At 69.1% G+C, this 23,514-nt stretch carries 18 protein-coding genes; 4 read left to right on the top strand and 14 right to left on the bottom strand.

The genetic code is table 11. From position 1 onward, the window contains the following. Positions 1-46: 46 nt before the first annotated feature. Complete coding sequence (locus POL67_RS07950; protein ID WP_271916493.1) at positions 47-442, bottom strand: hypothetical protein; 396 nt, start codon at positions 440-442, stop codon at positions 47-49. Positions 443-519: 77 nt separating this feature from the next. Here POL67_RS07950 and POL67_RS07955 point away from each other — a divergent pair, with 77 nt between their 5' ends. Next, complete coding sequence (locus POL67_RS07955; protein ID WP_271916494.1) at positions 520-1,143, top strand: hypothetical protein; 624 nt, start codon at positions 520-522, stop codon at positions 1,141-1,143. A gap of 12 nt (positions 1,144-1,155) precedes the next feature. On the opposite strand, the gene POL67_RS07960 is transcribed toward POL67_RS07955, so the two are convergent. From POL67_RS07960 to POL67_RS07980, 5 genes are all read right to left on the bottom strand, one after another. After that, positions 1,156-1,596 carry an STAS/SEC14 domain-containing protein gene (locus POL67_RS07960; protein WP_271916495.1) on the bottom strand — a complete coding sequence of 147 codons (441 nt, stop codon included), beginning with the start codon at positions 1,594-1,596 and terminating at the stop codon, positions 1,156-1,158. A 35-nt stretch (positions 1,597-1,631) separates the two neighbouring features. After that, entirely contained in the window at positions 1,632-2,066 is a 435-nt protein-coding gene (locus tag POL67_RS07965; protein WP_271916496.1) for a hypothetical protein, read from the bottom strand. A gap of 115 nt (positions 2,067-2,181) precedes the next feature. Next, positions 2,182-3,186 (bottom strand): hypothetical protein, encoded by a 1,005-nt coding sequence (locus tag POL67_RS07970; RefSeq protein ID WP_271916497.1) that lies wholly within the window; start codon positions 3,184-3,186, stop codon positions 2,182-2,184. Positions 3,187-3,220: 34 nt separating this feature from the next. After that, a complete protein-coding gene (locus tag POL67_RS07975; RefSeq protein WP_271916498.1) occupies positions 3,221-6,025 on the bottom strand; it encodes a hypothetical protein in 2,805 nt (934 codons plus the stop codon). A gap of 77 nt (positions 6,026-6,102) precedes the next feature. Beyond that, positions 6,103-7,956, bottom strand: a complete 1,854-nt coding sequence (locus tag POL67_RS07980) for a MutS-related protein (protein WP_271916499.1) — start codon at positions 7,954-7,956, stop codon at positions 6,103-6,105. Between the two features lie 253 nt (positions 7,957-8,209). On the opposite strand from POL67_RS07980, the gene POL67_RS07985 reads away from it, so the two are divergent. Beyond that, a complete protein-coding gene (locus tag POL67_RS07985; protein WP_271916500.1) occupies positions 8,210-8,719 on the top strand; it encodes a M23 family metallopeptidase in 510 nt (169 codons plus the stop codon). 4 nt (positions 8,720-8,723) lie between these two features. Here POL67_RS07985 and POL67_RS07990 read toward each other — a convergent pair whose 3' ends face one another. The 5 genes from POL67_RS07990 to POL67_RS08010 form a co-directional block, all read right to left on the bottom strand. Further along, positions 8,724-9,317: a DUF7691 family protein gene (locus tag POL67_RS07990; RefSeq protein WP_271916501.1), complete on the bottom strand. Its 594-nt coding sequence runs from the start codon at positions 9,315-9,317 to the stop codon at positions 8,724-8,726. A 10-nt stretch (positions 9,318-9,327) separates the two neighbouring features. Further along, positions 9,328-10,425, bottom strand: coding sequence for a DSD1 family PLP-dependent enzyme (locus tag POL67_RS07995; RefSeq protein ID WP_271916502.1), 1,098 nt, complete (start codon positions 10,423-10,425; stop codon positions 9,328-9,330). A 39-nt stretch (positions 10,426-10,464) separates the two neighbouring features. Further along, a complete protein-coding gene (locus POL67_RS08000; RefSeq protein WP_271916503.1) occupies positions 10,465-14,298 on the bottom strand; it encodes a serine/threonine-protein kinase in 3,834 nt (1,277 codons plus the stop codon). 160 nt (positions 14,299-14,458) lie between these two features. After that, a complete protein-coding gene (locus POL67_RS08005) occupies positions 14,459-15,964 on the bottom strand; it encodes a hypothetical protein (RefSeq protein WP_271916504.1) in 1,506 nt (501 codons plus the stop codon). Between the two features lie 180 nt (positions 15,965-16,144). Beyond that, complete coding sequence (locus POL67_RS08010; RefSeq protein WP_271916505.1) at positions 16,145-17,035, bottom strand: tRNA1(Val) (adenine(37)-N6)-methyltransferase; 891 nt, start codon at positions 17,033-17,035, stop codon at positions 16,145-16,147. Positions 17,036-17,448: 413 nt separating this feature from the next. Here POL67_RS08010 and POL67_RS08015 point away from each other — a divergent pair, with 413 nt between their 5' ends. Next, complete coding sequence (locus POL67_RS08015) at positions 17,449-18,132, top strand: DUF4336 domain-containing protein (RefSeq protein WP_271916506.1); 684 nt, start codon at positions 17,449-17,451, stop codon at positions 18,130-18,132. 3 nt (positions 18,133-18,135) lie between these two features. Here the strand turns inward: POL67_RS08015 and POL67_RS08020 are convergent, their stop codons facing one another. Further along, positions 18,136-19,248 (bottom strand): hypothetical protein, encoded by a 1,113-nt coding sequence (locus tag POL67_RS08020; RefSeq protein WP_271916507.1) that lies wholly within the window; start codon positions 19,246-19,248, stop codon positions 18,136-18,138. A gap of 101 nt (positions 19,249-19,349) precedes the next feature. Between POL67_RS08020 and POL67_RS08025 the strand changes: the two genes are divergently transcribed. Then, entirely contained in the window at positions 19,350-20,354 is a 1,005-nt protein-coding gene (locus POL67_RS08025; protein ID WP_271916508.1) for a hypothetical protein, read from the top strand. 3 nt (positions 20,355-20,357) lie between these two features. Here the strand turns inward: POL67_RS08025 and POL67_RS08030 are convergent, their stop codons facing one another. Together POL67_RS08030 and POL67_RS08035 are read right to left on the bottom strand one after the other, a co-directional pair. Further along, the gene (locus tag POL67_RS08030) at positions 20,358-20,951 is read right to left on the bottom strand and encodes a hypothetical protein (protein ID WP_271916509.1); all 594 of its coding nucleotides are present in this window, start codon (positions 20,949-20,951) and stop codon (positions 20,358-20,360) included. Positions 20,952-21,106: 155 nt separating this feature from the next. Next, positions 21,107-23,509, bottom strand: coding sequence for an exo-beta-N-acetylmuramidase NamZ domain-containing protein (locus POL67_RS08035; protein WP_271916510.1), 2,403 nt, complete (start codon positions 23,507-23,509; stop codon positions 21,107-21,109). Positions 23,510-23,514: the final 5 nt, after the last annotated feature.

The following is a 23,514-nucleotide window of genomic DNA, read 5'->3' on the forward strand; positions in this document are numbered from 1 at the left end:
GGGATCCCCCCATCGTCATGGTCCCGCTCGGGCCCGTGCGTCCGGGCTACTCGGTGGGCAAGGCGCGCGGGACCATCGGGCCGGGGCTGGTGCGGGTCGGAGCGCGCAGATCCGCGGGGGCCGCGCCGCCTTTGGCCGCGCCGGTCGGGGTCGTCGCGGCCGGGGCCTGGGCCGCGGGCGGGGTCGTCCCGGTGGGCTTCGGGGCCGCCGAGGACGCGGGATCGGGGGGCAGGTCGGCGGCGGACATGGCGGGCACGGGCAGCGGGCCGAGGTCGACCTTGGGCGGGCTCGCGGGCACGACGTCCATGGGCTTCGGCGCCGTGAGCGGCTCGGCCGAAGCAGCCGGGGAGGGCGAAGGCGTGCTGTCCTCGCAGCCGAGGGCGAAGGGCGCGAGCGCGAGGGCGAGCGCGGCAAGGGCGAGCGACGTCTGCGTCTGCGTCATGCGTTCCGGCTTAACAGAACGGCGGCGCGGCGTCACCGGCGCGCGGTTTGCAGCCCCGGACGGCGGGAGGAGGAGCCATGGTGCGTGGGGCGCTTTGCGGAGGCCTGCTCCTGCTCGGCGGGTGCGTGCTCGTCGTGCGGGAGAACGCGCCACCCGCGTATCTGCCTCTCGTGCGCCAGATCCAGCAGGCCGCGCTGCGGGCGTCCCCGCCGCCCGACATCTACGTCGCCCTCGAGCGCTTCGCCCGGCCCCTCTCGGATTTCAGCATCAACCTGCGTCGCTCCGAGGTCAGCGGGATTCCGCCGGGCGACGCGGACATGGAGCTTTTGCTGCGGCTCTTCGCGCTCACGCTCGAAGAAGTGCCCGAAGGCGAGCAGGTGGGGACGAGCCTCGCGGCGGCGGAAATGCAACAGGCGGCCGTGGCGATGCGGGGCCCGGGCCTGCCGGGCTCGCCGCCTCGGCGCGAGGCGTTCGTGCACGGCCTCTCCGTCGGCGTGGAGACGCTGCTCGCGCTCGCGCACGGCCCGTACGACGGCGCGACGAACGACCTCACGGACCGGACGGCCGAGCTCGAATCGAGCTACGAAGCGGCGATGGCGCGGCCGCAGCCGATGCCTTACGAGGTGGGGCTCGGCGTGCTGCGGCGCTCGCTCCTCGTGCTGAAGGCGATCGAGGAGCACGTGAGCGCGCCGGCGCCCTGAAAGGCCGCTCGTTCAGCGCAGGCCGGTCGCCTCGGCCGGGACCTCGCGGGCGCGCCGCTGCGCCTGGAGCCAGGCGAGCGCGGCCGCGGAATCGTTGAAGAATGCATAAGGGAACGACAACTTTGGCGAGAGCGCTTTCGTCGCGCGCATGACCATTTCGGTGATCACGCGCAGGCCGAAACCAGCGCCCACGAACGCGAGGGCGTCGTACTCCGGCACGATGCGGGCCCCCGTCATCCGCACGCGCTGGGGCACCGTCGTCACGCCCGAGAGGTCCACCAGGGTGAAGAGCTGCCCCTCCCGCTCCTTCACGGCCCGGAGCACGTCGGTGAGAGCGACGACGTCCTCGGTGTTGGTGAAGGTCTTGAACTCCGCGATGGCGATGTCGGGCGCCACGAATCTGACGCAATGGTCACCAAAGTGGAGGACCGTGGGCGGGGGGGCGGGCGACATGGAAAGAGGCTTGTATCGCGCCGGGCCTCGATCCTTCAAGCGGCGTGGTTCGAGGCGGTGGTGCTCGGCTGCGATTGCAGCCAGGCGAGCGCGTCCTCCTTGTGATCGAAGAATGCGAAGGGATAACGCGGCCGCTCGGGCTTCAGGATCCGGATCGCGGCGATGATCATCTCGAGGGCGACGCGTACGCCGAACGGCGCGCCGACGAAGACCACGGCCGTGTTTTTGGAGGCGTCCTTGCGGGCGCGGACGGCTTCCCGGATGTCGCGGGGGACGCTCCTGATGCGGGAAATGTCCATCAGCACCTTGCACGGGCCTCGCTCGGCCCCCGTCCGGTACATGTAGTCGAGGACGCGGCTGAAGTTGTCCACCTCGAGGGGAACCCCGAACTCCAGGACGAGCAGGTCCGGCGGCACGAAGGTCACGATGTGCGGGCCGATGGTGAGGCGTTCCGTCGATTCGTTTGTCATGGCAGACGAGCTCCCGGCGCCGAGGGTTTCGGGACCCTGCACCCATGATGCCAGGGTTTGCGGGCGCGTCCTAGCGCGAGAATCGCCGGAATTTTGACGCAGGATAACCGCGTGTTCAGAGCGTCCCCTTGAACGTGAATCCACCCACGATGTAGGGCACGGTCGCGGCGACCTCCTGCCCCGTTCGATAGGGATTGCGGATCCACCAGCTCACGTTCAAGAAGATGCCGGGCGCATTGAAACGTTTCGGCCCATTGTGCTCGGGGAATTGCCAGCCGAGGAGCGGGCCCGCGAACTCGATCGGCGTGATCTGCTCGGCCCGCGCCTCCTCCCCGACGATCACTTCGGCCGGGAAAAACGTGTGATACACCCCGTGCCGCGCGCCCGCCATGAGGCCAAACGAGGTCACGAAGAGGAGGTCCGTCTCGTTCGAGACCATCCAGCCGTCGTCCATGGCGAGCATGCTGAACGGGAGATCGAAATAAAATCGGTCGCCGGGCGTGATCGTGAAATCGGTGTGGATGAACTGCGTGTCCGACACGAGCAGGAACGGCCCCGCCTTGGCCTGCAGGATCACGTCGGCCGTGAAGATGCCCCCGGTCGTCCGATAGGAGAGCCCCTGCTTTCCGCGCTCGACCTGCTTCACGTCGCCAAAATCCTCGGAGACGCGCTTGAACGATTGCAGCGTGTCGTACGTCCCGAAGAGGGCCATGCCCTCGTAGGCGAACAAGAATTGCAAAAAGGCGAGCGGCTGCACGTCGAGGCGCAGCCCTCCGCGGATGAACGCCGGCGTGATCGTCGTGACCGCGTTGATGCCGACGTACGTGCGCTGGAGGAGGATGTTGTCCTGCGGGCCGAGCAGCGGGCGCTGGTAGCCGACGCGGAAGAAACTCGAGAGCCCGAGCGGATTGTAGCGGACCGCGGTCGTGCTCCGGTAGACGAACCCTTTGTGGACGTACGGTTGTTCGTCCTTGGGGGCTTCCTCTTTCGGTTTCGGCGCCGGATCGTTCGGGGCCGGATCTTTCGGGGGATCACCTGCAAAGGCGGGGGGCGCGAAGAGGAGCGCCCCCGAGAGGATCCACGCCCGCGCGCGGCTGCGCGGGCCGGTCTTCAGCAACATGAGGCCCGACGTTACACGATCGGCGCGCCCGGCACTATGCGGGCCGCACGCCTGCCTCCGCGCCGGTCCCGAGCTCGCCCTTCGCCGGGGTCGCCGCGGCGTCGATGATCGAGCGGAGCGTGGGCATCACCTTCGTTCCGCCGAGCACCTCGGAGAGGATCGTCCCGACGTCTTTGCCCTTGAAGAGGCTCACGAGGTTCATGTTTCCCGCGACCTCGGTCAGGAGCAGCTTGTCGCCGAGCGCGACCATGGCCTCGACGAGCTGCTGCTGCACGGCCTGGCGCTCGGCCACGGTCGCGCTCGATTGCACCTCGATGAGCTTGATTTCGAGCTCGCGCAGCCGCGCCACGTAGGCGAGCTCGACCTCGTGCGTGATCCGCTGCGCCTCGACGCGCGCCTCCGCGTCCTTGCGGAAGCCGTCGAGCATCGACGCCTTTTCCTCGTTCTCCCGCGTGAGCCGGGCTTTTTGCGCGTCGGCCTCGCGCGTGTCCGCGAGGGATTGCCGCTCCTTGTGCACGGCCTCGTCCTCGCGCGCCTTCGCGAGCGCCGCCTCGTGCGCGAGCTTGCGCGAGAGCTCTTCGAGCTTCGCCGCGCGCACCCGCGCCTCGGCGAGGAGCTCTTGCGTTTGCCGTTCGACCTCGGCGCGGAGCTTCGCCGACGCGAGGGCCTCCTGCGCTTTTCGATCGCCGATCGCGAGCGTCACGCTCTCGGTCTGCACCTTCTGCATGAGCGCGGCGACCTCGCGGTCCTCGATCTCCGCGCCGAGCACCTCGACCTCCGAGAGCAGCGTGCCGTTCTCCGTGAAGAGCCGCCCGGGCCGCGCGCCGTCTTTGCGCTCGCCGAGCAGCGTGTCGCGAAACACCGCCGGCAGCTCGGGCCAGAGCGCGGAGAGCGACACCGCGCGGCATTTGCCTCGCACGATGGAGCGGAGGCGATCCACGATGAACTGGATGTAGTTCTCGTGGTTGAACCACTTGTCTTTATGGTCCGCGAGGAACTCGACCGAATACGAGACGCGCACCGAGATCTTGACGAAGTCGGCCGTCTCCACGGTGATCTTGTCGGAGATGCGGTTGCCCACGGTGCGCAAAAAACACGTGCGGAGCGGCTCGTCGTCGCTCTTCGGCGTCCCCGTCGAGAGCGAGAGCGAGGTGAGCGACTCCTCGTAGCCGAGCAGCGTCACGCAAGGCCCCTCCACGACGCGGCGCGAATTCGCGCTCGTCACGAGGACGGCCGTATTGTTCGGCACCAGGATCGAGAGCGCCCACGGCGTGGTGATGGCCCGCTGCGTCTCCTTGTGCGGCTCGTTCGAGGCGATCCACAAGTTCCAGTCGTCCGCCGGCACCGTGCGCGTGACCTGCACCTCTTTGCGCGGATCCACGAGGTAGGATTGTTTGCCGCGCACGAGGCGCACCTCGCCAGTCGCGAGGTCCCGCACGTAAATGCCGCTCTTCTGGTCGATGCCGATCGCCTCGATGAAGACGCGGCTCTGGTCGTTGCCGACGACGGCCTGGCCGGTCTCGGGCGAGAGGCACTCGATTTCGTTGAAGGGGACGAAGAACGTCGAGACGCCCGTGAGGAGGAGCTCGTCGCCGGGGAAATACTCGTCCTTCGTGAGCTCGAAGCCGCGCGGCAATTTCGCGGCGAGGTCCGCCCGCTTGATCGGCGCGATGACACGGAGCCAGAGCGCGCGTTGCGGCAAAAGCTCGTAGGCGTCGTACACGCGGTTGCGCGAGCCGAGGGTCATGAACGTGTCGTACGGCCCGGGGAAGACACGCGCGGGGCCGACCTTGATCTCGCGCTTGCCGTCGGCGTCCACGATCACGCAATACTCTTTTTCGCCGAGCACGACCGCGCGGCGAATGAGCCGGGCCTGCCGCGCCTCGGCTTCGAGCGCGCGCCGGACCGCGGAAGAGGCGAGGAGATCCTGCACCGCCGCGGCGCCGATCTTGGCCTCGGCCGCGATCGCCGCCGCGGGCGCGGGCGCGGCCTGCGGCGGGGGCGGGGAGGGCGCTGCCTTGCGTCCTCGCATGCGCGCCGATTGATCGATGAACTGGTTCGGCACCTTGCTGCGCGCCTGGCCCCGGAGCGCGGCTCCCTCGTCGTCGGCCGCGTATTCCTCCAGCGCGGCCGTCTCTTCGCCGCTCTGCGCGAGGACCTGCCGCGCGATCGCCGCGCTGATGGCCGCGCCGCTGTCGTCGATCGAGGTATCCGGCACGATGTCCACGCCCGTCGGCGGGATGTAAAACTGCGTATCGAGGCCCCGAATCACGATGAGCTGCCCGCGCTTGAGCGGCACGGGGGAAAGGGCGTCGACGGTGGTCGTCGGCTGCTCGTCGAGGTTCTCCGCCGTGGCCCGCGTGATCGCCGCCGATCGCGCCGTCACCTCGTAGTAAGGCGCGTTGTTGTCGACCTCGCCGTACACCTTGACGACGAGGTACTGATTCGAGGCGAGCTCGTGGGCGTCGCGCACGTCGGCGCGCTGGCCGGGGCGCAGGTAGAAAGAGCACGGGCCCGGGATCATCGAGCGCGTGCCATTGCGGAGCGGGCGCGACTCGTTCCGGCCATTCTTGAAGCGGCCGTTCGGGCCACTGTCGCTCTCCAGGAGCGGGTTGAAGAGGACCGCGTACTGGTTGTCCCCGAGCTCCACCATGCTCTGGGGTTTGCCCGTGGTGTCCTCGCGGAAACCGCCCATTCCGTCGTCGATGACGACCCGATCGGCCGCGGTCGGCGAGACCATCGTGGGCCCGACGTGCAAGGTGACCTCGCCCTTGTCGTCGTCCTGAACCCACAAGAATTGCCGCTCGGTGACGGGTATCTTTCGGCTCGTCCGTTCCATGACCCCTCGCTCTTCCTCCGAAGGCTTGCGTTTGCGCCTCAGGGGAACACGGATCGTGCCAGCCGAAAAGAGCGCGATTACCGGCGCGTGACGCGCAGCCTGCGCCGTTCCGGAGCACCGGCGCTCTTTTCTGGAACGATCGGGCGCGTGACGCGGCGGCTCGACGGCAACGGCCGCTCCCCCAGGCTCTCGGCGCGCTTTTTCTTGGCGATGAGCGCCGCGAGCTCGTCGCGCGTGACACCGAGCCGCGCGGCCGTCTTGTGGGCGAGCGAAGTCTTGGCGACCCCCGGCCGGAACCCATACGTGGGGCGCTCGTTTTCGTCGAGATCGACTTGCAAAAATTCGAGGTGCGGGACAGGCGGCTCGTCTTCGAGGTGCGTGGCCAGCGTGAGGAGGTGCGTGGTCAGGAAGACCGGCGATTTCAGCTCCGGGAGGAGCGAGATCACGAGCTGCGCGATCTCCTCGCCCTCGGAGGGGTTCGTCCCGGAGCAAAGCTCGTCGAGCAGCACGAGCGAGCCGAACCCGAGCTCCTCGAAGAGCCGGCGGATCCGCAGAAGCTCCATGCCGAGCTGCCCCTCGGGTTGATCGCTGCGCGCCTCCTCGATGAGCGAGACGAACATGCCAGCGAGCTGCGGCAAGACCGCGCGCTCGGCCGTGACGAAGAGCCCCGCCTGGCCGAGGAGCTGCGCGAGCCCGATCGACTGGAGCAGGCGCGTCTTGCCGCCCGAGTTCGGCCCCGTGACGATGACGACGGCGTCGCCGTGCGTGGTCCTGAGGTTCGACGGGACGGGCTTGAATTTGCCGGCGAGGAGCAGCGGGTTGTAGAGGCGATCGAGGGTGAGCCCGGCCTCGCCGGGGGGCACGAGCTCGGCGAGGCAAACGGGCAAACCCTTGTCCCGCGCGAGATCCGCGAGCCCGAGGCCGGCGAGGTAAAACTCCATGTCGCCGAGGAGCTGGAAGAAGAGCGTGATGGGGCGCTCCATGCCGCTGAAGACGTCGTCGAGGAGGCGCTCGGTGACCTCGCCCGGCGTGACCCGATACCCGCGCAAGAAGAGGCGGAGGCGCGAGAAGAAGCGGGCGATGGCGGAGGTGTGGAGGGGGTTGTCCTGGTTCTCGCGGATGCGGACGATCTGGAAGGTGCGCAAGGTGCCGTCGACGCCGACGCGGACGCGAAGGTCGACGGTGCCGAGGTGGCGCTCGTGATCGAGGAGGGCTTCGAGTTGCTGGTACGCCTCGCTCTCCTTCACGGCGAGGCCAAACGCGCGGATGCGGGCGACGCCGGAGGTGGCGCCGGCAAAGGCGCCCGCGAGGTCGTCGACGACCTCTTGCACGGACCGGAGGATTTCGAGGCGCCGATGGGTGTCGCCGCCGCGGCGCGACCCGCCCTCGGCGCAGAACGCCGCCCGAAGCGCGACGAGGCGCTGGTAGACGCGCTCGAAGTCGCCGCGAAGCTCGGGGCTCCCCGCGAGCTCGGCGAGGATGCGCTGGCGGAACGCGACGATGCGGAGGTCGGTCGGCGGCTCGGAGATGGCGCGGAGGAGGTAGGGCAAGCAAGGCGCGACGGTCCGGCCGCCGATGCGGATGCGCAGCGCGCGGGTGACGAGGTCTTCAAGGAAGATGTCCCGCTCGAAGTCCTTGCGATCCCACGTCGAGGACGGGAGCGCGGCGGCCGCGAGGACACGCTCGAAGGCGTCGAGGGAGGTGCCGAGCGCGAAGGCGAAGGCGAGGGTCTGGTGGAGCTCGTCGAGGTCGACGCGGACTTCCGCCTCTTCACAGAGGAGGTCGGGGACAGGAACGGCGTCCGCAGCAAGAGGGGCCTTCGAGGTCATCGCGAGGGAGACGGATGGTACCTCGGAGACGCTTCCGCGATCGACGTTGTCACGAAACGCGTCCGTCGCCCGATGATCCACCCGAAGCGCCATGACCGACATGCTCTCCACCTCCGCTCGGATCCTTGGAACCTTCGGGTTGGTTTTGTTCCCGGCTTGTTTTGTTCCGGCGGGGGGCTCCGGTCGGCCCGCCCAGAGCGAGGTTCACGAGGCGAACAACGCGGGGCTGACCGAAGCCCCGCGCATCTCCCGCGCGCTCGCCTTTCCTTCGCTGCGCTCCGTTCCGGCTCCCACCTCCACCGAGGCCGTTGTCTCCCGGGGCCCGGTGATACCCGGTCCTGACGAACCTGTAGCCATGCCCACTTGGCCCGAGGGGGCGAGGTCGAGCAAGTTGCCGAGCGGGATGTTCAACCCGATGCCGGAAGGGGTGATCGCCGGGTACCGGGCCGATACCGGGCTCGACGTGATGGGGATCAAGAAGCCGGTGTACGCGATTGCGTCCGGGTACGTCGATTACGCCGAGGCGGGGCACACGCTCTGGACCGGGCCGCGTGATACGCCTTATTGCGTGCGGATCGAGCTCGATTCGCCGATCCCGTACGGGAACCGCAAGATCACGCACATCTATTACGCGCACCTTTCCGAGCTCGCGCACGTGCAGCCCGAGGGCAAGACGCCGAGGACGCGGATCGAGGGGGGCGACCGGATCGGGACGTCCGGCGTGGCGAATGGGAGCTGGCACTTGCACCTCGGCCTCCTGCTGGACGGCGAGGTGGAGCAGTATTGGGGGACGTTCCTGCTCGAAGACGAGATCCGGAAGGTGATGGGCGATTACCGAAAAGGCGCGCGGCTGCCGAAGGAGTGAGTCGTCAGTAATAGAATCCGACGATCCCTTCGCCCTTCCGCGACGCTTCGCCGATCCAGCTCTGCACGGCCAGGATCGCATCGTGCACGTCGTCCGTCTCCGCGCTGATCTGGACCTCCCCGAACCGCTTGTGCCCCGCCACGACCTGCTCCGGGCTCCAGTAGCCGTGCACAGGGAAATCGTCGGGGGGCGGGAACGTGCAGAGCGCCTTGCCGATGTACAGGTCGCGAAAGGGAAGCGCCTCGTCGAGGCCCGATTTCTTCCAGTCTTGCTCGACGGCCTCCATGAACGACCACCGGATCGAGGAAAAGGCATTGTTGTTCAGGTACCGGCCGAAGTGCTCGACGATCCGCTCGTACGCATACGCATACATGAACCCGTGCCCCTTCTCGGGGACCGTGCCCATGATCAACGCCTTCACCGCGTCGAACGGCGTCGGCGCGCCGTTCGCGATCTCGGTTTCGAACCAGTTCGCCTGCTGGGCGAGGTGCGCCTTGAACCGGCCGCAAATCTGCCGGCGCAGCTTGTCGTCGCCGCTGCCGAAGACGGGCTTCAGTTTGTCGAACTTGACCGCATACGCCATGACGCCGTAGCTCATTGTTTTTCTCCTACCGTATGCGGCCACGTGCCGCGATTGGCCAGACCTCGACGAGTCGATCGTCCTCGACCACGTGGTAATGGTCATGCAGGTTGATCGTCGTGTCGCAATGGCTCGGCACGAGCAGGACCGTGTCGCCGACCCGCAAGCCGCTCCCCTCGCCGTCGAACTCGATCCGACCGTGTTCGTCCCCGGCGAACGTATACCGCGCCCCCTCGATGCCCCGCACGCGTGGCGGGCCGCTGTCGTTCGAGAGCGCCTTCATGCCCGCGTCCACGATCACGTCCGTCGTGCGCGTTCGGCTCACGACCGTGGTCAGGACGAACAACGCTTGCTCGAATCCCACGCCTTGCACCGTGCCGTAATGGTCGTCCATCACCACGTACGAGCCCGGCTGGATCTCCGTGATGCCTGTGGCTTCGAGGGCAAACGTCGAGGTGCCCGTGCCGCCTGTGGAGACGATGTCGAGGGGCAAACCCGCGCCGCGGACGAGGTCGGCCGTGTCGGTGAGCTTCTTCATCGAGGCGCGCCAGTGCGTTTCGCGCTCGTCGCGGCTCTGCACGTGCTGCAAATGCCCCTCGTACCCCTGGAGCCCGACGAGCACGAGGCCCTGCATCGTCGCCACCTGCCGCCCGAGCGCGAGCGCCGGTTCGCCCGGCAAAACCCCCGTGCGTCGTTGTCCGACGTCGACGTCGACGAGCGCCGGGATCTTGAGCCCGATCCGCGCCGCCGCGTCCGAGATCGCCCGCGCCGCGCCCGCGTCGTCCACGACCGTGAGGACGATGCCGTGCCGCGAGAGCGCGAGCAGGCGTTCGATCTTCGTGCGCCCGACGATCGGGGTCGATACGAGCACCTCGGGGATCCCCGCGTGGATCATCACCTCGGCCTCGCCGAGCTTCGCTGCCGTCACGCCGATCGCGCCCGCCGCCATCTGCTTGTGCGCGAGGAGCGGGCACTTGTGCGTCTTCACGTGGGGGCGCAGGCGCACCGCGCCCTGGATGAGCCGATCGGCCATCGCGCGGATGTTCCGCTCGGCTGCCGCGATGTCCAGGATGAGCGCGGGCGTGTCGATCTCGCCGAGCGCTTGGCCCCTCGTCCATTCGAGCATGGCTGGTTCGTTCTCCTCCGTGCCGCGCTTGGCTCCGCGTTACGCTCCCATGTGCGCCGCGAGATCGAGGGTTCGCCGATGCTCGGGGACGAGCTCGACGAAGCTCCGCCGATGTGCAGGCCGCGTGAGCGAAGCCGCGCGCTCTTCGATGCGCCGCTTCGCGATGGAGAGCGCCCGCCGCGCGCCCTCGGTGTCCCCTGTTGCCGCGAGCGCCTCGGCGAACGCGAGTCGCACGATCCCTTCGCCCTCCTCGGCCGCGCCGCCGCGCGCCGCGAGCGCGCTGATCCCTTTCTCCGCCATGTGCAGGGCCTCGCGCGTGCGCCCGCGCATGAGCTCGACCATCGCGAGCACGCCCTGCGCATACGCGTGGAGGGGCATGCCCGCGAGCGCGTCCACGGCCGCGCGCGCCTCGGCGTCCGCGATGTCGAGCTTGCGGGCGTAGAGCGCGGCGATCGCGAGGTAGATCCGCGCGCCGGCTTCGAGCCTGCGGTTGCGCTGGAGGATGGCCTCGCGGATGCTGCGGGAGAGGAGCGTCTGGGCCTCGTCGAGCCGGCCCGTGTGCGCCAGGGAAAACCCGAGGTTTTGCTGAGCCGCGCCTACGATCTGCGAGAGTCCTTGTGCCTCGCTTGTTTCGAGCGCGGCGCGCGCGGCGAACTCGGCTTCGACGTAGGCGCCGATCGCGTTGAGCAGCGCGGCCTGGTTGCTTCGATGGAGCGCGACGCTACGCAGGTCGCCGATCTCCGTGAAGGCCTGGATGACCTGCTCCACCGCGCCGACCGCGGCCGCCGCGTCCCCCATCGTGTGCGCCCGCAGCGTGTCGGCCTCGCGCAGGCGCGCGCGCGACGACGGCTCCCGAAGCGCCTCCTCGTGCCCCGCAGCGAGCTCGTGCAGCGCCTCGGCGAGCTCGTGCCGCCCGAGCACGTAAAGCGCCGCGGCGACGCGCGCACACGCGGCGATCTGCGTCGGCCGCGGCGAGGTTCGCGGCGCGGAGACGACCTCGGCGAGCGCCGCCGCCACGGGATCGAGCGTGCCTGGATCACCGAGCTTCGTCGCGCACGAGGTAACCTCGCTCGCGGCTGCGCACCAGGCGTCGGTGCCGCGCGGCAGGACGGTGAGCGCCTGCTCGGCTTTGCGCATGGCCTCGGCGTTCTCGCCGCGCCACCGGTGCGCCTCGGCCTGGATCACGAGCAGGCGGCCGAGATCCTCGCCGAGCGCGCCGCAATGGATGCCGCGCTCGGCGCACGAGAGGGCCTTGCCGAGATCACCGCCGAGGAGCGCTTGCTCGGCCGCACGGGAGAAATGCGTGATCGCCTGGTCGAGCTGGCCTGCGCGGAAGAGGTGCTCGGCGAGGCGCATCGGATCGGGCTCTCCGGCGGCCATGAGGCGGCGCGCCGCGAGCTTGTGGCCGAGCACGCGGTCCTCGTCGGTGAGCATCGCGTAGGCCGCCTCGTGCACGTAGGCGTGCCGGAACGAGTACATCTCCACGATGTTCTCGTGCCGCGTCAGGCTCACCTCGCGCAGCTCCAAGAGCTCGCGCGTGCAAAGCTCGCCGAGCAGCGCTGCGACGTCGCGCGTCTCCTCGCCGAGCAGCGCCGCCACGTCGGCCTCGGTGAACACGTCGCCGTAGACGCTCGCCGCGCGGAGCGCCCGCCGTGCGCGGGGATCGAGCTCTTCGAGCGTGCCTTGCACCATCGCGATCACGCTCTCCGGCAGCGCTCGATCGCGGCCCCGCGCCGCCGCGCGCACGAGCTCTTCCAGGAAAAACGCGTTCCCGCCCGCGCGCTCCACGATCTGCGTGACCACCGTGCTCTTCGCCCGCGGCCCGAGCACCGCGCGGGCGAGCCTCTGGCTGTCGCCGTCCGCGAGCGGCGCGAGCGAGATCGTGAGCGGCGCGCGCGCGCCCCAGAGATCCGGGAACGTCCGCGAAAGCTCCGGTCGGCCGAGCGCAAGCACCACGAGCGGCAAGCGCTGCGCGAGCGCCGCGTCGACGAGGTTCAAGCTCGGAAGATCACCGAAATGCAGGTCTTCGAGCACGAGCAAGAGCGTGCCGGCGCGGCCCTCGGCGACCACGAGCTCCTCGAACGATCGGCGGATGCGGTCGCCCATCAACGTCGCGTTGCTCCGGGCGGCGACGAGCCCCGGGCGGCCCTCGCCCTCGAAGGGCAAACCCGAGGCTTCCCCGAGAAACTCCGCCACGGACGCGGCGCGGATCGGATCGAGGTGCCGGCCGACGCGCGCCCGCAGCTTGCGCCGCGCGACCTCCAGCGGCTCGCCCGCCATCACGTTCGCCGCCCGCCGGAGCGCCCGCGCGAGCAGGCCGAAGGACGAACCCGCCGCCATCGGATCGCCCTGGCCGATCCAGATCTCCACCGGCCGGCCTCGCTCGCCGAGCCAGCGCAGAAGCTCGTGCCGCAGGCGCGACTTGCCGATGCCGGCCTCGCCCGTGACGATCACCACACGCGGCGCCCGCTCGCGCTCGGCCTCCTCGAAGATGCGCTGGATCGCGCCGAGCTCGACGTCTCGACCCACACACGGCGTGGGCCGGCCGAGCAGCGTCCGCGCGGGCTCGCCGACGTCACGCTCGCCGAGCAGGAAGAGGCCTTGCTCGTCGCCGCTCACGTCGAAGCGCGCGCCGAGCAGGCCCGCGGTCACGTCGTCGACCGCGATCGCGTCGCGCGGCGCGCGCGAGAGCATGGGAAGGAAGGGCTCGATCGTCGCCGAGGCCGGCGCCTCGCCCGCGCTCTCGGCCGCGACGATCGCCGCGTGTTCGCCGTCCACATGATCCCCGAACGCGAGCGCGCATTTCGCGGCCCGCGACGCCTCGTCCGTCGCGGCCCCCGAGCCGTGGAACGTCACGAGCAGGTGCCCGTCGAGCAGCTCGTCGACCGCCCCGCCGAACCCTGCGGCGACCTGTTCGAGCGCGGTTTTTCCTTCGGAACCCGCGCCCGGCCCTTCCGGCAGCCGCACGATGAGCACGCAGCGGACACGCCGCTCGTGCGCCCCGAGCGCGCCGCCCGGCAGCGAGACGGCCTCGACCGTGGTCTCGTCGAGGTCCGCTTCGAGCGCCCGCTCGATCTCCAGCGCGAGCGCGCCTGCGTTCGCCGGCCGCTCGTCAGGCGCGCGCGCGAGCATCCGCGCGAGGAGCGCTTCGAGCCATGGCGGCGCGTCGGGCCGGAGCGTGCGCAGCCTCGGCGCGTCCTCGACGACCACGCGCACGAGGTACGCGAGCGCGTCGCCGCCCTCGAAGAGCCGTTTGCCCGTGAGCGCGTGCAGCATCAGGCAGCCGAGGGCGAACACGTCCGCGCGCGCGTCGAGGTTCTGCGCCCCGCGCGCCTGCTCCGGCGCCATGTACCCCATCGACCCGAGCAAGACGCCCTTCTGCGTGAGCTCCTTCGTGGCGCCGCCGAGGCGCGCGATCCCGAAATCGATGATCTTCGGCCGCTCCAGATCGCCGTCGAGCAGGATCACGTTCCCGGGCTTCAGGTCCCGGTGCACGATCCCTCGCGTGTGCGCGATCGCGAGCGCCTCCGCGAGGTGACGGAGCAGCCGCACGGCGCCGTCGATCGGCAAGGTTTGTCGCTGGATGCGCCGGTCGAGGCTCTGGCCCGAGGCCCACTCCATCGCGATATAGGGGAAGCTCCCGTCGCGGCCGTGCGCGACGTACTGCACGATGCCCGGATGCACGAGCGCGGCCATGATCTCCGCCTCGCGCTCGAAGCGCTCGATGTTCGCCGCTTCTTCTTCGAGGAGGACCTTGAGCGCGACGACCTCGCCCGTCGTGTGGTCTGTCGCGCGGAACACGCGGGCCATGCCGCCTTGGCCGACGACCCCTTCGACGACGAACCGTCCGTCGACCACCTGGCCCGGGAGCATGGGGCGCCAAGTATCCGCGCAAAGTTCGGCGCGGTCCATCCCCACGAAAGGGCGGTTCTCGTGACGCGCGTCGAATTCCTGCTGGGTTCGTGGGAGGCGCCCCCCGGCGCGCGCATCACGCGGGCCGGGAGGGCGGGGAGGGGAGGTGCGTCCTGTAAAACTACGGCGCGGCCGGCGGCGAGACGTGGACGCCGCAACGGTAGAACGTGCTCGAGACCTCGGCATCTTGCGAGGCCGCCTCGATCTTGAGCTTCAGGCTGGTGACGCCGCTCGGCACGGCCACGTCCTGGAGGAAGAGGTCCTTCGCCTCGGTCTCCGTGGCGACGCCGCCGGCGATCGCCATGTTGTTCGCGCCGAGCACCGAGACCTTGAGGCCGCGCAGGCCCGAGCCCGAGCGCTGGCCGCCGCAGGCGACGCTGATCGTGGCGGAGCCGGCGGGCACCTCGACCGAGTAGTAATCGATGTCCGTCGGAGCCGTGTCGATGTCGCCGTCGACGAAGAAGCTCGTCGTCGTGCCGTTCGGCGTGGCCTTCAGGGCCTCGGGCATGTCGACGGAGTCGTTCGTCGCCGCTTCGAGCGGGTTCGAGCCCGAGCCGCCGTGGTTCACGAAGTAGAAATCGTTCTCCCCGGCCGTCGAGCCAGCCTTGCGCGTCATGAAGAACAGGTAATCGGTCCCGAGCTCGCAGGGCACGGCGATCTGCGCGGGCGTCTGGCCCGTCGTCACGTCGACCTGCGCGATCTTCTTCGTGGGATCCGCGGCCGTCGTCACGTACGCAATCACGCCCGACGTGGCCGTCGAGCCGCTGCCCACGTCGCCGCCCGGATAGAAGTCGAAGTTGCAGACGGAGCGATCGCCCATCACCGTCACGGCGTCCGCCGGGACGTTGAACTTCCAGATGTCGACGTCCGTCGCGCTGTTGTAGCCGCCCCACTGGAGCGAGAGGTAATAGTTGCCGCTCTGCGGATTCTTCGAATACTCGACGGCTATCGCCTGTTCGGCCGCGTCGTTCGGCTCCACCTCGGCCGCGATGCTATCGAGGCTCGCGTCGAGGATGCCCGCGCCGACCGCATAGTCGTACGTGGTGATGTCGGCCGAAGGCGCGCAGCCCGGCGCCCCGCCCACCCACACGTTGCACTCGGTGACCCGCATGCAGTACTCGTCGTCGTCCGACGCCGGGAGGATCGTGTAGAGCGAGCTGTCGTTGCTCGAACGCGGGAACGGATCGTCGTTCTCCGCGATCTGCACCCATTGCGCGCCCTGCTTCTTGTAAAGCGTGAGGACGAGATCCGGGTACGTGTTGTCGAATTCGTCCTGCGAGGGCTTTGCGTCCGTCGAGAGAAGAATGGCTTGGCCCTTCGCGCCCTTGAACTTGTAGAAATCCGCGTCCGTATCGATCGGATCGAGCGTATCCTGCAAACCAGGATCGTCGAGGAAAAGCTCCGCCGCGGTATCGCAACTCACGTTCGAATCGGCCGTCGAGCCGCCGGAGCCCGATTGCGCGACGCTCGACGAACTCGAACTCGAGCTCGAACTCGAAGCGCCGCCGCTGCCGCCCGTGCCGCCGCTGCCGGTGGTGTTCGACCCGCCATCCCCGCAACCGGCGCCGGCCGCGAGGACGGAAAGCCCGGAAGAAATGACGAGCCCAAGCAAAACGTTCCTGCGCATGAGACCTCCACGAGCGGTCCACGGTGCGAGGGCTTGTCGCCGCGCCGCGCGCCGAGGACCGAAGAAGAATACATTCTTACAGCCCTCGGCCGGACGCATCAAGGACGAAAAACCGCTTTCCCTGTGTGCGGTTCCGCTCGGAGTTCGATTTTCTCGCAGTGGGCGGCGACTGCTACTTTTTTAACGCTCGACGGGCATTCCCATCGCCCGGCGCACCTCGTCGAACGCGGCCGTGAAGCGTCCATCCTTGCCGCGTAACACGAGAGGCGGCTCGATTTCCGGGGCGCGAGCCGCGGCAGGGCGGCGCATCACATAGACGGAAAACAGCGGGTCCTTGCCCTCGCGCGGGATGACGTCGCGGTACCGCTCGAGCACGAGCCCGGCGCCCACGGCCGCGGCCTCGACGCGCGGGCGCTGGCGCGAGGCGGCGCAGCCCACGAACGGCGCGTCCTCGGCGAGCAGGCGCGCTGCGGCGAGGGCGTAGTCCTCCACGCCGCCACGCCATTCGAAGCGGCACGGGCCGCATTGCACCTTGCTCGACTCGATCCCCGTTCCCTTCGGCAGATACGGCGGCGTGCCCGTCACGAGCTCCGCGCCTTCGAGGCCCTCGGTCGTCAACGGATCGCGCAGATCGCCGAAACGCACAGCGCACCGATCGTCGACGCCGTTCCAGGCGAGCGAGCGGCGCGCGAGGCCGGCGCTCACGTCCTGCGCCTCGACGCCGGTCACGCGCGCCTCCTGGAAGGCCCACGTGACGAACAGGAGCACGGTGCCGATGCCGCAGCCGAGGTCGACGGCGCGGCGCGGGGGCGCGTGGCGGAGCTGCTCGATTGCGTACCAGGCCGTGACGAGGTCGTCGGCCGACCAGCGGTGGCCATCGACGCGCTGGAGAATGCGGAAATCACCGGCCAGGTAGCAGAGGTCCTCGCCGGGGCCGGGCCAGACGTCCTCGCGATCGGGCGTCCGCGGCTGCGGGCCCGGGGCGACCCAGCCGGCGGGGCGGCGCGCGGGGCGCACGATCCCCGCGCCCTTGGTGGCGGCGAGCTGGTCAGGTGCGGATGCGGGCAGCATGGGGGCCGTTGTCTACCACGAGGGCGTGGGGCTGCGCCATTCCAACGTCGCAAAAATGATCGACCGGAGACGGAGAACGCACCGCGGTCAAGTGTTTCGCCGACAATTCGTCAACTCGCAGAGCAACGGCCCCGAGTATGCCCAATTCGATCTACGATCGGATCCCATTGCATGAGGACGAACCACCAGGACATCACGGGCGTCGAGCCGTCGTTTTCGTCGGCGACTCCACCACGGTCGGCACGCCGCCGCCCCCCTCCGCCGATGAAATTTTGCTGCTCGAAGATTTCTGCGGACACGGCTTCGAGAACGACAACCCCGCCGCGCCGTGCTATCGCAGCCCGAACCCCCCCGCACATCACGAACATGTTCATGGCCGTCGTGAACGAGTGAGCAAAAAGGAAATCCCCGCCATGGCCGAGCTTATCTCCCTCGCCGAAGACCTGTGGGCCGCGGAGCACCCGCTGCGGTTGCCCGGCGGCTTTCGCTTGAACACGCGGATGACCGTGGCGCGCCTGCCGGACGAAGCCCTATGGGTACATTCGCCCATTCCGATGGATGATGCGCTCGCCGCCGCGCTCACGAAGCTCGGAAAGGTCTCTTTCCTCGTCGCGCCGAACCTCTATCACAACCTGTTCGTCGGCCCAGCGTCGGCGCGTTTCCCCGACGCGCGTGTCTTCGCGCCGCCGGGGTTTCAGAAGAAGTACCCCAAGGTCCGCGTTGATGAAACGCTCTCGGCGACGCCGATCGACGCGTGGGCCGGCGTGATCGATCACCGCCTCGTCGAGGGCGCGCCGTCGATCGCGGAGGTCGTGTTCCTTCACAAGCCGAGCCGGACGCTCGTCGTCTCCGATCTCCTGTTCAACGTCGAAAAGCCCGAAAACTTCTTCACCAAGCTCGTGCTCACGGTGGCGGGCACGCGCGGCAAGCTCGGGCGGAGCCGCGAATGGCACGTCCTCGCCAAGGATCGCGCGGCGTGGAACGCGTCGGTGCGCGAGGTGCTCGCGTTCGATTTCGATCGGCTGATCATGGCGCACGGCGAGGTCATCGCGGAGGGCGCGAAGGAGCGCGTGCACGCGATCGGCATGTATCTCTGAGCGTCAGCGCGTCTCGCCGATCGTGCCGACCTGGAACGGCCGTTTGCCCTTGGGCCAGCGGAGCTTCAGGAACTTCTCGCCGCCTTCGAACGTGATCTTCGCGCGGAGATCCGTGCCCTCGACGTAAGGCACGAGGAGCTTGCCCACGCCCCCCTCTGCGCTCGCTTTCGTCTGTGTTTGCCTGCGCCCTTTCTCGATGTCGAGGGCGGTGAGCTTCACCTTGTCCTCGCAGCGCATCCAGAACCAGCTCTCGACGATCTTCGTCTTGCACCCGACCGCGCCCGAGCCCGTCACGAGCACCTCTTTCTCGGCGGCGAACGCCTCGTCCGCGGGCGCCGCGGCGAGGCCCTCGACGTCGGGCAGGATCTTCGCGTCTTCCTCGGCTTGCGCCTTTGCATCAGCCTCGGCCTTTGCGGCGGCCTCGGCCTTCGCGGAGGCGGCCATTTCCTCGCAGCGCGAGGTGTCGCGCTCCTTGAACGCGGGCCACCTGCCGCCATTGAAGATCCGATCTTCGAGGCCACTCGCGTTTTCGGGCAGTTCGAAGGAGAACGACTCGTCCTTGCTCCACTCGGGATGCTCGTACGGCCGGTAGTTGAAGGCGGGCTTGGCCTTCGTCCCCGGGCGGAGCGAGATGACCACGGCGTCGGCCCAGCCGTAATTCGCCGCGAAGATCTCTTCTTGGGTCGCCATGCTGCCGCCGCCGGGGCTGGCGCCGTTGTAGCCGCCGAGGTTCTTGTTGTATTCGCGCTGGCCGCTCGTCGGGCAGCCGATCAGCACCCACTCGCGGACCTCGAGCATTTTGCACGCCTGGATGAACTCGCCGTCCTCGTAGCCCTCCCAGCCGAGCCTCGCCACCGGGGCCTGGCACCATTCAAGGGGCGTGGGGCGCGACGAGCGGACGATATTTTTGGGCCTTTCAGTCTCGGCCGCCGCGGTCGTCTCCGGCGCGGGCGCGGCCTCGCCCGGCGTGGGCGCGGCCTCGCTCGGCGCAGGCGCGGCGGCGGGCGCGGCGCTCGTAGCGGCGGGCGCCGGAGGCGCAGGATCTTTGCTGCAAGCTGCGAGGAGCACGAGGGCCGCGGGCCCGAGGAGGCGAGGGGAGAAGGTCGCGCGTCGCATGGTGGTGGGCATTGTTGCAGAGAGCGGGCACACATGTCGAGGTACGCGATGGGTGGTTTTCGGAGGTCGCGATTCCGCGTAATCTTCCCGCTCGAATGAAAATGCACGAAGCCCGAAACGACGAGGCCGCGTGGCATCCGGCGCGCGCGCTCGCGCATCCCGCGTGGTGGACGGCGCTCGCCGTGCTCGCGTGCAATGATCACGTTTTCAAGGGCAGCGGCCTCGTTCCCGGGCTCGTGACGGGCAAGCTGAGCGACGCGGCGGGCCTGTTCCTCGCGCCCGCGCTGCTCGCGATGCTCGTCCGCGCGCGAGGGCGGCGCGCCGTGATCGGCTGCCACGTGGCCGCGGCAGTGGTGTTCTCGGCGCTCGAGCTTTCGGAGGGACTCGCCGCGGCGTGGGACGCGGCGCTCGTGGCGCTCGGTTTGCCTTTCCAAACCTGGGCGGATCCGACGGATCTGCTGGCGCTTCCTTTCGTGGCGCTCGGCTACCGGGTGCTCACGCCTTCGATGCGGGAGGTTCGATCTGACAAACCGCGGCGCGCGCTGCGGCCGATCGAGATCGCTGCGGCGGCCGTGGGCCTCGTGTTCTGTATGGCGACGTCGGTGGCGCGGCTGCATCAAGTGCGCGTGACCGGGCCACGCGCGAAGGTCCTCGCGGACGTGTTCCTCCACGTGCCTTCCGACGAGCCGGAGATGCACGTGCTCCTCCGGGAGCCGATCGCGCGGCTCGATTGTGATGCCGTGCTCGCGGATCCGAGCCGGCTCCGGCCCGAGATGTTCGGGGGCAAGGTCGCCGGTTCGGGGGTCGTGTTCGCGGGCGAAAGCCAGGCGATCGCTCCGTCGGAGCGCTGGGGCGTGGAGCCTGAGCAGAGCTGCAACGCGGCGCTGATCTGGGCGGAGAAGAGCGCGATCTTCTCGTCGGCCACGCTGCCGTGGACCTACGTCGTGTGGGACACGCGGAAGATTCCGATGCGCCCGATCCACGAGCGCCCCGAGAAGGGGGAGGCGCTGCCGGATGGGGCGCTCGTGCTTCGCGAGGGAAAACAAGGGCTCGAGCTCCGTCCGCAGGGGCCGGTGTGGATCCGGCGCGCGGAGGGAGTTCGTTGAAGGTCAAACGGATCCGTACATCGCGGCAAACGCAGCGGCTTCGCCCCGCAAGAGGACGTCGATGCGCGAGCTCGTGTTCGCGTAGGTGTGCAGCTTGCCATTGCGCACGTCGAGCACAGCGGGCACGTATTCGGGGTGGCCCTCGCAGAGGCCGCGCGAGAGAAGCGCGAGGATCACGGCGGTGCGGCGCGGCGTGAGCGGCTCGCTGCGGAAATAAAGCTTGATCAGGTGCGGTTTGCCCGAGAGGACGAGCCCGAGCTCGGGGTTCACGTCGATCTCGAGCGCGCCGAGCGAGAGGCCCGCACGCGGGGGCTCGAAGAAATTCATCGGGCCTTCGGCGAGGAACGAGCGATATCCCGCGATGACGAGCGGATAATGCTTCTGCCGCTTCTCGTCGTCCTGCGCGCGCGCGACCTCGGCCAGCGTGGAGGCCGGCAGGCCCAACTTGTGCATCTCGACGATGGCCTCCCGGATCGGACGATAAAAGTCCGTGCTGAGCTCGTCCTTGCGCTCTTTGTACTCGCGCACGCCGGTGAGCTTGGGCGTCCCGGACTTCAGCACGAAATCGACGAAGTACGTCAGCGAGACCTTGTCCATCGGTTCCTCCTCGGTCGCGGAGGCGCGCCGGCCATTCACCGTCGCGCGCCGTCCGTGTCGTTTCCAGATGATAACACGGAACCTCCGTCCGTCACGGTTTTTCATCTTATGACGTGATGAACAATGTCCGACCGATCGGGCGGTTGAGAAATGTCCTACCGATTGTCCTGCTCGAACACGGGGTAGAGCAGGTGTGGTCTGCGTCGATCCGAAAATGCCTTGAGATCCTGCTCGTAAAGCGCGACGAGGCGTGGCAGGTCTTCGCCGCGGATGAGCGCCTCGTGGACACGGGCGTTTCCAAGCAGGGTCAAGAGGCCGGAGGGTTTCCATTCCTCGGGGTGGAGCCTGCGCAAAACGACCGCAATCGCGAGGCCCACGCGGACGGGCTCGATCTTCGCGGGATCGGTGACGTCGAGCGCGACGCCTTCGCAAGGCACGCCGGCGTGCGTGCTCGACGCGGGGGTGAAGCGCACGGGGGAGAAGCGCACGCCGGGGAGGCCAAAACGCGCGAGCTCGGCGGCGAGGCGCGCGCCGGAGAGGAACGGCGCGCCCACGCGCTCGAAGGGCCTGTCGGTGCCGCGCCCGACGCTGACGTTCGTCAATTCGAGCACGCCCACGCCGGGATACAGGAGTGCCTCGGTCACGCTGCGCAGATTGGGCGAGGGGTTCACCCAGGGGAGGCCGGTTTTGTCGAATCGGAAGGTACGATCCCAGCCTTCGAGCGGCACGACGTGGAGATCGGCGCCGAGCTTTTTCTCCGCGTCGAAGAGCCGCGCGAGCTCGCCGACGGTCATGCCGTGGCGCACGGGGATCGAATGGTACGCGACGAACGAAGCGCGCCCGGGATCGAGGAGCGGGCCCTCCAGCGCCATTCCGCCGAGCGGGTTCGGTCGATCGAGGACGACGAAGCGGAGGCGGCGTTTCGCTGCCTCTTCGAGGGCATATCCCATCGTGCTGATGTACGTGTAAAACCGGGTGCCCGCGTCCTGCACGTCGAAGACGAGGGTGTCGAGGCCGGCGAGCATGGCGTCCGTGGGGCGGCGATCCGCGCCGTAGAGGCTATGGATGGGCAAGCCGGTGCGGGCGTCTTTTCCGCCGGGGACGAGGGCGTCCTTGTCGGCGCCGAGGCCGTGCTCGGGGCTGAAGATGGCTTTGAGCTCGAACGATTTCGAGGCGGCGAGGACGTCGATCGTGCGCTCGCCGCGCGCGTCCTTGCCCGTGTGGTTCGTGATGAGGCCGATCTTGCGGCCCGCGAGGACGTCGAACCCGCGCGCGGCGAGGACGTCGAGGCCCACGCGGACGCGGGCCGCGGGCGGGTTTTGGGGGATCGCTGCCGCGGCATTCGCCACGTCGCGGCGGAGGCGCGCGGCGTCGCCTTTGCCGTCGGGATGGAGGCGGCTCGCGAGCAGGATGACGGCGTCGCCGCGTCGGACGTCGAGCCAGAACGCGGTGCCCGTGAACCCGGTATGCCCGATCCCGCCGAAGAGCGAGCCGAGGGCGAGGCTACGCGATGAAGGTTTGTCGGGGCTGCCTTCAGGGAGGGGCAAGGGGAGGAGTTCGGTCATCGCGCGGACGGACGTTTTCGAGAGGACACGGCGGCCCTCGAATTCGCCGCCGCCGAGGAGCATGCGGACGAAGCGGCCGAGGTCGTCGGCGGTGGAGAAGAGCCCCGCATGTCCGGCCACGCCGCCGAGCGCGCGGGCCCGCGGATCGTGGACCTCACCGACGAGCAGTTTGTCCTGGGCCCGTTCGGTGGGGGCCGCGCGCGCGGCGAGCCGAGGCCCGGGGCGGAAGGTGGTGTCCTTCATGCCGAGGGGCTCGAAGAGGTTTTTCGTGGCGAACACGTCGAGGGGCTCGCCCGCGGCGCGACGGACGATTTCGCCGAGGAGGATGTACCCGAGGTCGCTGTAGACGTGGGCCTCGCCGGGGGTGTGGAGGAGCTTGGTTTTTTGAATGCGAGCGAGGGCGCGGGCTTCGCCGTCCGCGTACGAGGAGATCGCATCCCCGGCAGGGAGGCCGGAGGTGTGGAGCAGGAGGTGGGTGAGGGTGACGCGCTCGCGGTCGTCGCCGGTGAAATCGGGGAGCCATTTCTGCGCGGGATCGTCGAGGCGCAAGGCGTTGCGTTCGGCGAGGAGGAGGATCGAGCTCGCTGTGGCCATGGGCTTGGTGAGGCTGGCGAGGTCGAAGATGGTGCCCTCGGCCATCGGCGAGGGAGAAGGCTCCTTTGCGCGGAGGCCATAGGCTTTGCGGAGGACGACGTGGCGCGCTTGGACGACGAGGAGAACGGCGCCCGGGACCTCGCCGCGATCGATGGCACCGCGGACAGCTGCGTCGAGGCGGGCTTCGGCGTCGGGCGGGAAGGTGGGCAGGGCGGATGCGGGGGCGGATGCGGATGCGGATGCGGATGCGGATGCGGGAAGGGTGGCGGAAGCAGGAGCGGAAGCGATAGCGGAAGCGGAGGCGGTTGCGGTGAGCCGGTTCGCCTCGGGGCGCGGAGGGTCGGCGCAGGCGGCGCACAGGGTGAGCGCGAGGGCGAGGCGAGACCGCGGGACGACCATCCCCT

This window comes from Polyangium mundeleinium, from assembly GCF_028369105.1.
In the GTDB taxonomy this organism is placed as follows: domain Bacteria; phylum Myxococcota_A; class Polyangia; order Polyangiales; family Polyangiaceae; genus Polyangium; species Polyangium mundeleinium.

Bases quoted from the DNA above. Each gene is read 5' to 3' on its own strand.
- POL67_RS07960 (WP_271916495.1), bottom strand. From the start codon at position 1,596: ATGTCGCCCGCCCCCCCGCCCACGGTCCTCCACTTTGGTGACCATTGC.
- POL67_RS07985 (WP_271916500.1), top strand. From the start codon at position 8,210: ATGCCCACTTGGCCCGAGGGGGCGAGGTCGAGCAAGTTGCCGAGCGGG.
- POL67_RS08010 (WP_271916505.1), bottom strand. From the start codon at position 17,035: ATGCTGCCCGCATCCGCACCTGACCAGCTCGCCGCCACCAAGGGCGCG.
- POL67_RS08000 (WP_271916503.1), bottom strand. From the start codon at position 14,298: ATGCTCCCGGGCCAGGTGGTCGACGGACGGTTCGTCGTCGAAGGGGTC.
- POL67_RS07950 (WP_271916493.1), bottom strand. From the start codon at position 442: ATGACGCAGACGCAGACGTCGCTCGCCCTTGCCGCGCTCGCCCTCGCG.
- POL67_RS08005 (WP_271916504.1), bottom strand. From the start codon at position 15,964: ATGCGCAGGAACGTTTTGCTTGGGCTCGTCATTTCTTCCGGGCTTTCC.
- POL67_RS08020 (WP_271916507.1), bottom strand. From the start codon at position 19,248: ATGCGACGCGCGACCTTCTCCCCTCGCCTCCTCGGGCCCGCGGCCCTC.
- POL67_RS07980 (WP_271916499.1), bottom strand. From the start codon at position 7,956: ATGTCGGTCATGGCGCTTCGGGTGGATCATCGGGCGACGGACGCGTTT.
- POL67_RS08035 (WP_271916510.1), bottom strand. From the start codon at position 23,509: ATGGTCGTCCCGCGGTCTCGCCTCGCCCTCGCGCTCACCCTGTGCGCC.
- POL67_RS07995 (WP_271916502.1), bottom strand. From the start codon at position 10,425: ATGCTCGAATGGACGAGGGGCCAAGCGCTCGGCGAGATCGACACGCCC.
- POL67_RS08025 (WP_271916508.1), top strand. From the start codon at position 19,350: ATGCACGAAGCCCGAAACGACGAGGCCGCGTGGCATCCGGCGCGCGCG.
- POL67_RS07970 (WP_271916497.1), bottom strand. From the start codon at position 3,186: ATGTTGCTGAAGACCGGCCCGCGCAGCCGCGCGCGGGCGTGGATCCTC.
- POL67_RS08015 (WP_271916506.1), top strand. From the start codon at position 17,449: ATGGCCGAGCTTATCTCCCTCGCCGAAGACCTGTGGGCCGCGGAGCAC.
- POL67_RS07975 (WP_271916498.1), bottom strand. From the start codon at position 6,025: ATGGAACGGACGAGCCGAAAGATACCCGTCACCGAGCGGCAATTCTTG.
- POL67_RS08030 (WP_271916509.1), bottom strand. From the start codon at position 20,951: ATGGACAAGGTCTCGCTGACGTACTTCGTCGATTTCGTGCTGAAGTCC.
- POL67_RS07965 (WP_271916496.1), bottom strand. From the start codon at position 2,066: ATGACAAACGAATCGACGGAACGCCTCACCATCGGCCCGCACATCGTG.
- POL67_RS07990 (WP_271916501.1), bottom strand. From the start codon at position 9,317: ATGAGCTACGGCGTCATGGCGTATGCGGTCAAGTTCGACAAACTGAAG.
- POL67_RS07955 (WP_271916494.1), top strand. From the start codon at position 520: ATGGTGCGTGGGGCGCTTTGCGGAGGCCTGCTCCTGCTCGGCGGGTGC.